This is a genomic window from Pseudomonas sp. EL_65y_Pfl2_R95, from assembly GCF_963971045.1.
GTDB lineage: Bacteria > Pseudomonadota > Gammaproteobacteria > Pseudomonadales > Pseudomonadaceae > Aquipseudomonas.
The window spans coordinates 270,301-282,860 of the sequence record NZ_CAXAOV010000002.1; the positions used below are offsets into that span (position 1 = coordinate 270,301).

At 55.0% G+C, this 12,560-nt stretch carries 11 protein-coding genes; 1 reads left to right on the top strand and 10 read right to left on the bottom strand.

Annotation, left to right across the window (positions count from 1 at the left end; genetic code table 11):
• Positions 1-138: 138 nt before the first annotated feature.
• The gene (gene ppc / locus AACY09_RS09105; protein WP_339487399.1) at positions 139-2,775 is read right to left on the bottom strand and encodes a phosphoenolpyruvate carboxylase; all 2,637 of its coding nucleotides are present in this window, start codon (positions 2,773-2,775) and stop codon (positions 139-141) included.
• Between the two features lie 200 nt (positions 2,776-2,975).
• On the opposite strand from ppc, the gene AACY09_RS09110 reads away from it, so the two are divergent.
• Positions 2,976-3,320, top strand: coding sequence for a pilin assembly protein (locus tag AACY09_RS09110; protein ID WP_339487400.1), 345 nt, complete (start codon positions 2,976-2,978; stop codon positions 3,318-3,320).
• Between the two features lie 103 nt (positions 3,321-3,423).
• Here AACY09_RS09110 and AACY09_RS09115 read toward each other — a convergent pair whose 3' ends face one another.
• The 9 genes from AACY09_RS09115 to AACY09_RS09155 all read right to left on the bottom strand — a co-directional run bounded on the left by AACY09_RS09115 (position 3,424) and on the right by AACY09_RS09155 (position 12,533).
• Positions 3,424-3,753, bottom strand: coding sequence for a hypothetical protein (locus tag AACY09_RS09115; protein ID WP_339487401.1), 330 nt, complete (start codon positions 3,751-3,753; stop codon positions 3,424-3,426).
• Positions 3,750-4,628, bottom strand: a complete 879-nt coding sequence (locus AACY09_RS09120; protein ID WP_339487402.1) for an alpha/beta hydrolase — start codon at positions 4,626-4,628, stop codon at positions 3,750-3,752. The genes AACY09_RS09115 and AACY09_RS09120 overlap by 4 nt, the downstream gene beginning before the upstream one ends.
• Entirely contained in the window at positions 4,628-5,374 is a 747-nt protein-coding gene (locus tag AACY09_RS09125; protein WP_339487403.1) for a TIGR00266 family protein, read from the bottom strand. Before AACY09_RS09125 ends, AACY09_RS09120 begins: the two co-directional genes overlap by 1 nt.
• A 333-nt stretch (positions 5,375-5,707) precedes the next feature.
• Positions 5,708-7,003, bottom strand: a complete 1,296-nt coding sequence (locus AACY09_RS09130) for a flavohemoglobin expression-modulating QEGLA motif protein (protein ID WP_339487404.1) — start codon at positions 7,001-7,003, stop codon at positions 5,708-5,710.
• Between the two features lie 27 nt (positions 7,004-7,030).
• Positions 7,031-7,582 carry a hypothetical protein gene (locus tag AACY09_RS09135; protein ID WP_339487405.1) on the bottom strand — a complete coding sequence of 184 codons (552 nt, stop codon included), beginning with the start codon at positions 7,580-7,582 and terminating at the stop codon, positions 7,031-7,033.
• 108 nt (positions 7,583-7,690) lie between these two features.
• On the bottom strand, positions 7,691-8,404 hold the full coding sequence (locus AACY09_RS09140) for a TetR/AcrR family transcriptional regulator (protein WP_339487406.1): 714 nt from the start codon (positions 8,402-8,404) through the stop codon (positions 7,691-7,693).
• Between the two features lie 258 nt (positions 8,405-8,662).
• On the bottom strand, positions 8,663-10,162 hold the full coding sequence (gene lysS, locus AACY09_RS09145) for a lysine--tRNA ligase (protein WP_339487407.1): 1,500 nt from the start codon (positions 10,160-10,162) through the stop codon (positions 8,663-8,665).
• A 171-nt stretch (positions 10,163-10,333) separates the two neighbouring features.
• Positions 10,334-11,429 (bottom strand): peptide chain release factor 2 gene (gene prfB / locus AACY09_RS09150; RefSeq protein WP_339487408.1). Its coding sequence is split into 2 segments (ribosomal slippage): positions 10,334-11,356 and positions 11,358-11,429, totalling 1,095 coding nucleotides; the frame shifts between segments, so codons are not numbered across the junction.
• Positions 11,430-11,519: 90 nt separating this feature from the next.
• On the bottom strand, positions 11,520-12,533 hold the full coding sequence (locus AACY09_RS09155) for a PleD family two-component system response regulator (protein ID WP_339487409.1): 1,014 nt from the start codon (positions 12,531-12,533) through the stop codon (positions 11,520-11,522).
• Positions 12,534-12,560: the final 27 nt, after the last annotated feature.

The window sequence follows — 12,560 nt, forward strand, 5'->3', positions numbered from 1 at the left end:
CCCTACACAAGCCACCGAAAGTCGGATACGCACCCGGGCGCCGGCCACAGCCACTCTGCAGTCCAGCGCTACAACCCAGTGGAAACAGGGCTGCAGCGCTGTTCGCAGGGATATGGCAGCTCGTAAAAAGTGCCCGCGTTAACCGGTATTGCGCAAACCGGCCGCAATACCCGCCACACTCACCAATAAAGCCTGTTCCAGAGGGCTGTCTGCCTGATTCTCACGCAACCTGGAGCGCGCCAATAACTCGGCCTGCAACAAGTGAAGCGGGTCTAGATAGGTATTTCGCACAGCAATTGACTCTAAGGTCTCAGGGCTGTGACCGAGCAGTTGCGACTGCTGAGTCAGACCTAGCACGCACGTACAAGCCTGCGACAATAGGTCGCGTAAATGTGCCCCTAAGGGCTGAAGCGCCGGGTCGACCAACCGCTCATCGTAAAGCCCGGCAATTGCCTCATCGGCCTTGCTGAGCACCATTTCAAGCATATCGATACGGGTGCGAAAGAATGGCCACTGCTCGCGCATCTGCTCCAGTAAATCGCCTTCATCACGTTGCAGCGCGTTATTCAGAGCACTGTCCCAACCGAGCCACGCGGGAAGCATCAGGCGTGTTTGAGTCCAGGCAAAAATCCACGGAATGGCCCTTAGACTCTCGACCCCACCCGCCCGGCGCTTGGCAGGACGACTGCCCAAGGGCAAGCGACCCAGCTCCTGTTCCGGCGTTGCTTGGCGGAAATACTCAACAAACTCTGGCGTCTCACGTACCACTGCGCGATAACCGGCCACCCCATCGGCGGCAAGTTTATCCATCATCTCGCGCCATGAAGGCTGCGGGGCTGGCGGCGGTAATAGTGTGGCCTCAAGCACTGCCGCCAGATACAGATTCAGGTTCTGCTCGGCGATGTCCGGCAGGCCGAACTTGAAGCGGATCATCTCGCCCTGTTCAGTGGTGCGGAAACGCCCGGCAACCGAGCCCGGCGGTTGCGACAGAATGGCTGCGTGGGCTGGACCACCGCCACGACCGACCGTGCCGCCACGGCCATGGAACAACAACAACTCGACGTCATGGGCCTTGCAGATTTCAACCAAGGCTTCCTGAGCGCGATATTGCGCCCATGCGGCGGCAGTAGTACCTGCATCTTTTGACGAATCGGAATAACCGATCATGACTTCTTGCGGGCCATGTAACCGGGCCCGGTAACCTTTAATACCCAGCAGCCGGCCAATCACTGGCCCCGCATTGTCCAGATCAGCCAAGGTCTCAAACAGGGGAACCACGCGCATAGGACGTTGCAACCCAGACTCTTTAAGCAGCAGCTGCACCGCCAACACATCCGAACAGGCGCCAGCCATGGAGATCACGTAAGAGCCCAGGGATGCCGCTGGCGCACGCGCTACTTCGCGGCAGGTAGCCAGCACTTCTGCAGTGTCGGCACTGGGCTTGAAATGCTCGGGCAACAATGGGCGACGATTTTCCAGCTCGGTCAGCAGAAACTGCAGACGCTGATCTTCATCCCACTCGGCATAACTGCCTACACCGAGATAATCGGTGATTTCGTTAAGCGCAGCCGCGTGGCGGGAAGCGTCTTGACGCACATCCAGGCGCACGAGAAACAGGCCGAATGTAGCCGAACGACGCAGGCAATCAAGCAAGGGGCCATCAGCAATCACGCCCATACCGCATTCATGCAATGAGCGATAACACAGCTGCAGTGGCTCTAGCAGCTCAGCATTATCCCCCAACACCGCGTCACTGGCTTGCGCATCACAGTGCAGCGCGTCTTGCGCCCAGCTACGAGTCGCACGCAGGCGTTCGCGCAACTGCTTGAGGAGTGCCCGATAAGGTTCCGCGGTTTTACCCACTGCGGCACATAACTCCGGGCTGGCCGCTTGCATGGATAACTCGGCAGCGAGCTGATCAATATCACGCAAGTACAAATCCGCCGCCATCCAACGCGAGAGCAATAGCACTTCGCGGGTTACCGGCGCTGTGACATTGGGGTTGCCATCACGGTCGCCGCCCATCCAGGAAGCGAAGCGCACCGGCGCCGCCGTTAACGGCAAGTGCAAACCTGTTGCGGCGTGCAGGGCAATGTCCGCCTGACGCATAAAATTCGGTACAGCCTGCCACAGCGAGTGTTCAATAACAGCGAAGCCCCATTTGGCTTCATCAACCGGGGTTGGCCGGGTACGGCGAATTTCTTCGGTATGCCAAGCTTCGGCAACCAACCGGCGCAGGCGATCAGTGACCTGCTTACGCTCATTGTCGGTCAAGTCACTGTGGTCCTGAAACGCCAATTCAGCAGCAATGGCATCATACTTTTGAATCAAGGTACGCCGCGCCACTTCGGTGGGGTGAGCGGTGAGCACCAATTCAATATCCAGACGGCTGAGCTGCCGGGCCAGTTCCTCGCCGCTGTGACCACTGCCGAGCAAGCGCTGCAATAATTCGCCCAACACCCGCGATTCAAAAGGCTCTGGTTCAGCAAGGGTGCGCCGACGAATACGGTGATATTGCTCGGCTATATTGGCCAAATTGAGAAACTGGTTAAAGGCTCGCGCCACTGGCAACAGCTCATCGTCATTGAGGCCGTTAAGGGTCTCGCTAAGCTGCTGCGCACCCTCCTTGGAACCACGTCGCGCCGCTTTTGCACCTTTGCGAATCCGTTCGATTTTCTCGAGAAAATCATCGCCGTACTGCGAACAAATGGTTTGCCCAAGCAACTCACCGAGTTGGTGGACGTTTTCACGCAAACGCGCGTCAATTTCAGCCATATCCGTGCTCCCCATTGGGTAAAACAGAGTGATGCATGACCCAAGAGTGCCCCATTGCGGCAATATCTTACAAGCGCACGACATCGAACTCATTAGGCCAAATTGGGGTCTAGTCTTGTGTAGTAGGCGTGTTTCAGAAAATCACGCCGAGCCAAGATCGCACTGAAGCCTGCCACGAGCGGGCAAAGGATGAGGTAACAATGAGAATTCGCGAACTTGTAGGCCATTGGGAAGAGAACGCTAAAGGCCGCCTGACCCGCAGCCCTTACAATATTCACTTGGATGTCGAAGCCGCCGCACGTGTTGCCGCACTCGCTGAGATGTACCCCAAGCGCAGCCCCGAAGAACTTCTGGGTGAGTTGATTGGCGCTGCACTTGAAGAGCTGGAAGCCAGCCTGCCCTATGTCAAAGGCAGCCATGTGGTAGCCACCGATGAGCTCGGCGACCCCTTGTTTGAAGACATCGGCCCAACACCGCGCTTTTTAGCGCTGTCGCGTAAATACCTGCATGACCTGACCCAGCAACGGCAAAGCACCGATCACTGAGCCTCGTCGCGCTTAGCCCCATCGATTTAGTCGCACGCTGGTGCAACACCGGCGTGCCAGTTGCTGTCGTTCTATACCTGTTGCGCGAGCTTGAGCCGCTGGCTCATTGCTCGATCTTCTGCGGCGTTTTCTCACCGATGCAGTGCACAGCCTGCTTGTGCTTGTTGACCAAAACGCCACTTAAGCCTTTTTGCTCGGTATCAAACATCACCACTACACCGTCGACGCACTGGGCCACTTCTGAGGCCGGTTGCAGGGAGATTTTATAGTCTTCGCCCGGTACCGTCTTAAGCATCGTGAACTCAGACAAGAGCAAGGCATCCTGCGGCTTTGAAAATTGGATATAACCGTAATAAGTCAGGATCGCCACGGTGGCGCAGACAGTGGCAACAGCAGTCAGAATCATTGGAATTGCAGGATCACGTTCAGTCATTGCGGACTCTCAGAGTTAGGAACTTCAGCTAAGCGGCGCAGGCCAGTAAAACCCTGCGGATCGCTCATAAACATCAACAACACTTGCCGCCATGTTGGATCATTAAAGGTCTGCACATGCGGGCCACGGGTAAGTTGCAACACCCTTGGCGCCGGAGCGGCCTGATACAAGCTTATGGCGTTGGCGACCGGCACCACAGCGTCATCAATGCTGTGATACATCAGTAATGGTAAGCCTTTGAGCTTGGGAATTGCAGCAATTGCGCTATCACTGTCCGGCACAAACTCGCTTAATGGCACTTGAAACAACCAGGTTAACCATGACGTGCTGAGCACGTATTGAGCGACATCACGGTAGCTGGCCGGCGTGCCATCGATAATCAGTGCATCGAGCTTGTCGGCTTGTTGCGGGTGCTCAGCCAAGTAATGCACCGCCAGTGCGCCCCCCAAGCTTTGGGCCAGCACAAACAGCGGTTTTCCGCGCACGTCAGGGTTATCATCAAGCTCAGTGAACGCCGCATCAATGTCTTGGTACAGGGCCGGCAAGCTCGGCTCGCCTTGCGAAAGCCCATAGCCACGGTAATCAAGCATCAGCACCTGATACCCCTGCTCTGGTAGCCACCACGGCGCCCCCAAATGCATGGCCATGTTCCCGCCGTTACCGTGCAAATAAAGGATTGTACCTTTGACCTCGGTCCCCGCCTGCGCGGGTAACCACCATGCATTCAACTGGGTGCCATCGGCGGCGGTCAGGTATTTATCACCAAATTCAAGCCCGGCGCGCGTCGGCGTGAATCGCAAGCCTTTCTCGGGATAAAACAACAACGAACTGCAGCCTTGCAGCAAGGCAATTGCCAGCACCAGTAGACAACGCATTAATCGCCGCCCCCACGGACTTCCTCACGGGCCTTGAAGGTGGCTTCGTAGATGCGCTCTGCCAGCCGTGAGAACGGCAAGCTTTGAATCCAAACAGTGCCAGTGCCCTTGAGGGTGGCGAGAAATATACCTTCGCCGCCAAAGAGCATGCTTTTCAGGCCACCAGCCAACTTGATGTCGTAATCGATGCCCGAACTGAAACCGACCAAACAGCCTGTGTCGAGGCGCAGGGTTTCATTGTTCAGTTCTTTGCGAATCACCGTGCCACCGGCATGCAGGAACACCAGACCATCGCCTTCAAGCTTTTGCAGAATAAAGCCCTCTCCACCAAAAAAACCGGCGCCCAGACGCTTATTAAAACTAATGCCAATGGAGGTTCCATGCGCCGCACACAAAAATGCATCACGCTGGCAGACCAACGAGCCACCCACCTGTGGCAGCGATACCGGCACCACACTGCCCGGATACGGTGCAGCGAAAGCCACCCTTGCCTGCTTCTTTCCACCGTTGGAGAAATGAGTCATAAACATCGACTCACCGGTAACCATGCGCTTGCCCACACTCCACAACTTACCCAGCACGCCCGAGGATGAGCCATCGCCCATCCGCGTTTCAAAGCGTACATCTTCGGTCATGTAATTGAGCGCCCCCGCCTCGGCAATCACTGTTTCGCCTGGGTCTAGAATCACCTCAACACTCTGCGCCGAGTTGCCGAGAATTTCGTACTCAAGTTCGTGGCTGTTCATGAAAAATCCTTAGGCGGGAGAACGAAGAACAAGGCTAAACGATAATCACAAGGTCCATATGCACGTAAACAATTACACATGCTCTTGTTCCATTAGCAATAACACCACAAATCGAGGGCGTAGCGAGCGCAGGCCAGACAAGGCGCAGTCATTCTGAAAAAGCGGAGTTTACTCCAGTAAATGAGCAGTTTTCAGAAGGGCTGCAACGCAGTATCGCCAAGCGCAGTAGCCCGTCCGTCAAACATACCAAAGCGGCGTTTACTCCAGCAAATGAGCAGTTTTCAGAAGGGCTGCAACGCAGTATCGCCAAGCGCAGTAGCCCGTCCAGAAATACTACAAAATGTTGGCGTAGTCGGCCTCTATGCGATCCAGACTCAGGTTATTGAGGAAGTTAGAGAAACACATCCACGCCGACAACGAGTTCAAATCACTGAACTGCGGTGGCAGGTACTTTGGCGGCACCACCAGGCCTTCGTCGACCAACTGGCGCAGCGTGCGCATGTCTTCCAAGGTGGTTTTGCCACAAAACAGCAGGGGGATCTGCTCCAACTTGCCTTTACGCACTGCGAGCTGGATGTAGTTGTAGATCATGATAAAGCCTTTCAAATAGGACAGGTCCTTGGTGAAAGGCAACCCCGTTGGTGTCGAACCGCGAAAGGCACGATTGGCGTTGCTGTAGCTGTCCGCCATGCTGAAGCCCTGCTCACGGTAAAACTCGAACACTTGCAGGAAATCGGCGCCCTCTTCGGCCATGTGAATGGCGCGCGTACGGTTGGTCAGCTTGCGTAGGCGGGTTGGATAGGAAGCAAAACTGATCACTTCCATCAGAATGGCCAGCCCTTCTTGGGTGACGGTGGAAGATGGTGGTCCCTTGGCTAGGAAGGTGCAAATCGGCTGGTTCTGGCCATTCAAGGTGGTGGCGACGTGAACCAGCCCCTCATGGACTTCAAGGGCTTTGACATCACGCTCGTTGAACATCGCGTCGGTACGGATCTTGATGTAATCAGCACCTGCGGCGGCATCGGCCAGGATGCCGTCAGACTCGAACACGCGAATGGTGTCCTCATGCTCACCGAATACCTTGTTCAGCCGATGCTGCAACATATCTACGGCGGTCTTGGCGTTGAGGTCCTTGACCTCATCCTTCAAGTCGCCACGGCTGTCGATGTTATTGAGGAAGCCGGAGAACATAACGCCCAGATCCGCCAGGGTTGGATCACCAGCATGAAATGCATCCGAGGCAGCGCCGTACAAGTCTTGCGAGATCAAGCCGAAATCTTCGGTGCCCCGCGCCTCAAGCATGCGAATGACCATGCGGTACTCGCGACACATGCGGCGCATGATCTGCCCAACCGGGTTGAACTGACCAAGTTGGCGGGTGATATCACGCTCGATGTTCTGGAATTCGAGTTTTTTAGCCGTCGCGTCAAAGGCCAATGGGCGACTATCGTAATAAGCCCGGTCGACTTTGGGCAGCATGGTTCCTTTGTGCTTGAGGAACTCATTGCGCACGCTCTCATCCCATTTCACCGCATCCAAAACGCGGATGGGCGTTTGCGCCTCGACGATCCTGTCTGATAACGCACGGACGATTAATTGGTAATCATCCAAACCTACATGACTGTTCATCACGCCCTCGTGGCCATAAGCCCAGATTTACTCAGCTTCACGCTGATAACGCGCAACCTCGATAAATACGTCCGAGTTGGCCGGGTCATTTAAATAATCAAACACTTTTTCCATGGGTGAGGTAATCAATACGCCCTCGCCCACCGGCATTTCAACCATTTTGCCCTGCCACATGCCGTCTTCAAGCTCTTGCAGCATGCGCTCAACGTCAAGACTGTAAAGCACCAATTCATTATTGTGCGTCAGCTCAAAACCAACGATTACAAAATTGGCCCCCAAACGCTTGGGTAAGCCCGTCGATAAATACCAGCGACTGCCGTGATGGGCGACGGTGAAACCGTACTCTTCGGCTTGCTCAATATTATCCGGGCTGCCTTCAAAACTCCTCGCTTTGTAGGTATTTGAACCTGAGCGGGTGATATCAAGGTACTGCAACTCGCCCCATTCATTCTTGCGCGACCATTCTCCCAGAAGGGGAATCGGTGCAGCTTCGTTAGCTGGGATCGGATCTTTAAAGGTAACCAGGCAGCCACTCAACAACAGGAAGGACAAGGCGACCAGCGCGCGCCAAGCTTTCATTCAGCTCTCCTTGTGAAATTAGGTTGTTGTACTGCACCGACCGCTGCCGGTTGTTGCCTAGACAATGTGACTGTACGGCCGACATCAATCTATTGGTTACGGGCCGCGTTAGACGCCCAAAACCAAATACATGTAGCGTTTAAGAATGGCTAACATTGCTTCAATGTCCAGCGCATCAACACCTTCGATCAGACCCTGATACTCCATGCGCTCGACCACAGTCGTCAAGAGTGTTGCGTCTTCAAGGGGATGTTTTGAGCCGATCAGCGTGAAGAAACGTGTCGCACCATGCAAAAGGATTTGCTGTTGCGCACGTACCAGATCATGCAGACGTGGATTAAGCAATGCTTCATGGCGAAATGCTTGCTCAGCCAACAAGTGATCGCGACGATCAACCAGTTGAGTCCTAACGAAAGCCACCGCGATTTGTGCGACCTCATCGGCAAAGGCGCGCATCTTGGCTGGAGACCCATCGAAACTACTGACACGCGCTTGCAGCATTTCGGCGTTGTTGCCCCAAAGCTGGCTCTGATTAGCCGCGCAGTGCTCGACAAACAGCGTGAAGCTGTCGCTTATCAGGTCATTAATGTCTTTGAAATAATAGGTGGTCGCGGAAAGCGGCACCTGCGCTTCAGCCGCCACCGCTCGGTGGCGCACGGCACGCACACCATCGCGCACAATAAGACGCAATGCAGCTTCGAGAATGGCTTGGCGACGCCTTTCACTGCCAGCACGACTGGCTTTGCGCCCTTGATACTGAATAGTGTCGGTTACATCAGTGGCCGCAAGGCTAGCACCGTCTTGAGTACTTAGTTGTTTCACAAGCAGAACACCCTCTAACACACCGATAAACAATCTTCCTTGAAACTCCTTAACCCTTCAGATTTGCGCGGCAAACAGCTTGACCACTGCTTGCTGCGACGTCCATCAAACTGAGCGAATTACCGCTGCGCGCGGCACAACGTCATACTGCACAGTATCGCAGACCATTGAGATTCATTGTTACGACGAAGTGATGGCACCTTGCGACACTTCACCCAGAAACAAAAAACCGCCCGAAGGCGGCTTCGGCTGAGCAGCTTAGGCTTGCGGGCGCATATGGGGAAACAGAATCACGTCGCGAATTGAAGGGGCATCAGTCAACAGCATAACCAAACGGTCAATCCCGATGCCTTCACCTGCAGTCGGCGGCATGCCATATTCCAGCGCACGAACAAAGTCTGCATCGTAATGCATGGCTTCATCGTCGCCTGCGTCTTTATCGGCAACCTGAGCCATAAATCGCTCGGCTTGATCTTCCGCATCATTAAGCTCGGAATAAGCGTTGGCAATCTCGCGACCGCCGATAAACAGCTCAAAACGATCGGTGACGGTTGGGTCCTGATCATTGCGACGGGCCAGGGGTGACACTTCAAACGGGTATTGGGTGATGAAGTGCGGCTGCTCCAGTTTTGGCTCAACCAGCTCCTCGAAAATCATCACCTGCAACTTGCCCAAGCCTTCAAAGCCCAGCACCTTGGCGCCCGCTTTCTTGGCAATATCACGAGCGGTGTCAATGTTGCGCAGTTGCTCGGCAGTCACATCGGTGTACTTGAGAATGGAGTCAAATACCGACAAACGAATAAATGGCTGGCCAAAGTGGAAGACCTTGCCTTGGTACGGCACATCAGTGGTGCCCAACACCAACTGGGCCAACTCACGGAACAGCTCTTCGGTGAGGTCCATGTTGTCTTCGTAGTCGGCGTACGCCTGGTAGAACTCAAGCATGGTGAATTCGGGGTTGTGACGGGTCGAGACGCCTTCGTTACGGAAGTTGCGGTTGATCTCGAATACCCGCTCAAAGCCGCCAACCACTAGGCGCTTGAGATACAGCTCAGGCGCAATACGCAGGAACATCGGCATGTCCAGTGCATTGTGGTGGGTTTCAAACGGCTTGGCCGCAGCACCACCGGGAATAGTCTGCAACATCGGCGTTTCAACTTCGAGGAAGTCTCGTTCAGCAAGGAACTTACGAATGTGGCTGATCACCTGGGAACGCACGCGGAAGTCCTGACGCACTTCTTCATTAACAATCAGATCAACATAGCGTTGACGATAACGCTGCTCAGTGTCTGTCAGGCCGTGGTGCTTGTCCGGCAGCGGTCGCAGCGACTTGGTCAGCAAACGCACGTTGCTCATCTCGACATAGAGATCGCCTTTGCCCGAACGCGCCAGGGTGCCTTCAGCAGCGATAATATCGCCCAGGTCCCAGGTTTTAACTGCGGCGAGGGTTTCTTCAGGCAGGGTTTTACGGTTGACGTAGACCTGAATGCGCCCGGTCATGTCTTGCAGCACCATGAACGAGCCACGGTTGAGCATAATGCGACCGGCAACTTTGACTGGAATCGCGGCTTCAGCCAGTTCTTCCTTGGTCTTATCGACGTACTGTTTCTGCAAGTCCGCGCAGTAGCTGTCGCGACGGAAATCATTGGGGAAGGCATTGCCCTGCTCACGCACGGCGGCAAGCTTTTCTTTGCGCAGGGCAATTAGCTTGTTTTCTTCCTGTTGCAGATCGTGCTGGTCGAGTTGTTCGTCGCTCATGGTCTTCCGTATGTTCCTGTATTCGTAGGGTGTTGCTGAGCGCAGCGATGCTCAACATCCGGCCTGTTTAGCCGGGATCCTACGCAAATGCAGCGCCGCTCGTTGCGCCCAGCTTAGCTGAGCTCAACCTACATTGCGTTGTGTTGCACAGCCACGCGAGGCGCCGCTGTTTTACAGCCCTTGCTTGAGACTGGCCTCAATAAAGCCATCAAGGTCACCATCAAGCACCGCATCGCAGTTGCTGTTCTCGACGTTGGTACGCAAATCCTTGATTCGCGACTGATCGAGTACATAAGAGCGGATCTGATGACCCCAGCCGATGTCGGACTTGGAATCTTCAAGCTCTTGCGAGGCGGCGTTGCGTTTTTGCACTTCCTGCTCGTACAGCCTGGCCCGCAGCATTTTCATGGCGGTGTCTTTGTTGGCGTGCTGGGAGCGTTCGTTCTGACAGCTCACCACCGTATTGGTCGGTACGTGAGTAATACGTACCGCCGAGTCGGTGGTGTTTACGTGCTGACCACCCGCCCCCGAAGAGCGGTAGGTATCAATGCGCAAGTCGGCTGGGTTGATCTCGATTTCGATGTTGTCATCGATCTCAGGGGACACAAACACCGCAGTGAACGACGTATGACGGCGATTGCCTGAGTCGAACGGGCTCTTGCGCACCAGGCGATGAACACCGATTTCAGTACGCAGCCAGCCAAAGGCGTATTCGCCCTTGATATGCACAGTCGCGCCTTTGATACCGGCGACTTCACCGGCGGACAGCTCCATAATCGTGGCATCGAAGCCGCGCTTATCAGCCCAACGCAGGTACATACGCAGCAGCATGTTGGCCCAATCCTGAGCCTCAGTGCCACCGGAGCCGGCCTGGATATCCAAGTAAGCGTTGTTGGGGTCCATTTCACCGCTGAACATGCGGCGAAATTCAAGTTTCTCAAGGATTCCGCGCAGGCGCTCGATTTCGGCGGCTACGTCATCAACTGCGTTCTGGTCGTCTTCTTCAGCGGCCATTTCCAGCAGGTCACTGCTGTCGGCCAAGCCGCTATGAAGATCGTCCAAGGTCTCGACGATTAAGGCAAGGGATGCGCGTTCGCGCCCCAAATTCTGGGCGTACTCAGGGTCGTTCCAGACATTCGGGTCTTCAAGCTCACGGTTAACTTCAACTAGACGATCATGTTTTTGATCGTAGTCAAAGATACCCCCGAATAGTCAGGGTGCGCTCGGAGAGGTCCTTGATGCTGTTAACGATCGGGTTGATTTCCATAGCTGGCGGGCACTCACAGGTAAAACGTTGGAAAAGCCGACGATTATACCTGCTGTAGCGCGCCATCGACAGCCCAGAGTTTTTCGGGCCTTATTGCTCGACACCAACCTGATTGCGACCGTTGTTTTTAGCCAGGTATAACCCGTTGTCGGCTTTTTCCACCAAGGCCAATAAATTACCGCCAGCTGCCGGCACTATAGTTGCCACACCAATGCTGACGGTTACGGGCGATCCTGCCTCGGGCCGACAATGGGGAATATCCAATGCCTCGACGGCGCGGCGGACCTTCTCAGCTTGCAGGCGCGCACCACCCGGCGAGGTGCCCGGCAAGACCATGGCGAACTCTTCTCCGCCGTAACGGGCGGCCAAATCCGATGAGCGAGTACAAGACTCAGCCAGTGCAGTACCCACGCGGCGCAACACATCATCCCCGGCAACGTGGCCGAACTGGTCGTTATACACCTTGAAATAGTCGACATCGATCATGACCAGCGACAGCTGACTCTGTTCGCGCAGTGCCCGATTCCATTCAATTTCAAGGTACTCATCGAAATGTCGACGATTGGCCAAACCGGTCAAGCCGTCGGATTTCATCATGCGTTGCAGCACCAGATTAGCTTCCAGCAGTTGCTGCTGACTTTCTCGTAAGGCGCGAAACGCTTCGTCCCGCTGTTGCAGGGCAATATAGGAACGTGAGTGGTAACGAATACGGGCGATCAGCTCGATGCTATCGGGCAGCTTCACCAGGTAGTCATTGGCACCATTGGCGAATGCGGCGCTTTTGACCTGCGGGTCTTCTTTGGTCGAGAGCACGATTATTGGAATATCTTGCAAAGCTGGATCGCCGCGGTAATCCCCCAACAAGCTCAAGCCGTCGACTCCCGGCATGACCAAGTCCTGCAAGATAACCGTGGGTTTGATTTGCCGAGCAATATCAACCGCCTTGAACGGGTCCGAGCAAAAATGAAAGTCGATACCCTCCGCCTCTGCCAGCGCACGGCGTACCGCCTCGCCAATCATGGCTTGATCATCAACCAACAAAACCATGACAGCACTTGCCGCAGCGGCAAAGCCTTGCGCATCTATTTGCGTGGAATCGTGCATACAGTCTCCAGACTACTCACAGCATTG

What these genes read in the sequence shown, in the direction of transcription:
- AACY09_RS09135 (WP_339487405.1), bottom strand. Translation starts at nt 7,582, where the DNA reads ATGAAAGCTTGGCGCGCGCTGGTCGCCTTGTCCTTCCTGTTGTTGAGT.
- AACY09_RS09115 (WP_339487401.1), bottom strand. Translation starts at nt 3,753, where the DNA reads ATGACTGAACGTGATCCTGCAATTCCAATGATTCTGACTGCTGTTGCC.
- AACY09_RS09125 (WP_339487403.1), bottom strand. Translation starts at nt 5,374, where the DNA reads ATGAACAGCCACGAACTTGAGTACGAAATTCTCGGCAACTCGGCGCAG.
- AACY09_RS09130 (WP_339487404.1), bottom strand. Translation starts at nt 7,003, where the DNA reads ATGAACAGTCATGTAGGTTTGGATGATTACCAATTAATCGTCCGTGCG.
- ppc (WP_339487399.1), bottom strand. Translation starts at nt 2,775, where the DNA reads ATGGCTGAAATTGACGCGCGTTTGCGTGAAAACGTCCACCAACTCGGT.
- AACY09_RS09155 (WP_339487409.1), bottom strand. Translation starts at nt 12,533, where the DNA reads ATGCACGATTCCACGCAAATAGATGCGCAAGGCTTTGCCGCTGCGGCA.
- AACY09_RS09110 (WP_339487400.1), top strand. Translation starts at nt 2,976, where the DNA reads ATGAGAATTCGCGAACTTGTAGGCCATTGGGAAGAGAACGCTAAAGGC.
- lysS (WP_339487407.1), bottom strand. Translation starts at nt 10,162, where the DNA reads ATGAGCGACGAACAACTCGACCAGCACGATCTGCAACAGGAAGAAAAC.
- AACY09_RS09120 (WP_339487402.1), bottom strand. Translation starts at nt 4,628, where the DNA reads ATGCGTTGTCTACTGGTGCTGGCAATTGCCTTGCTGCAAGGCTGCAGT.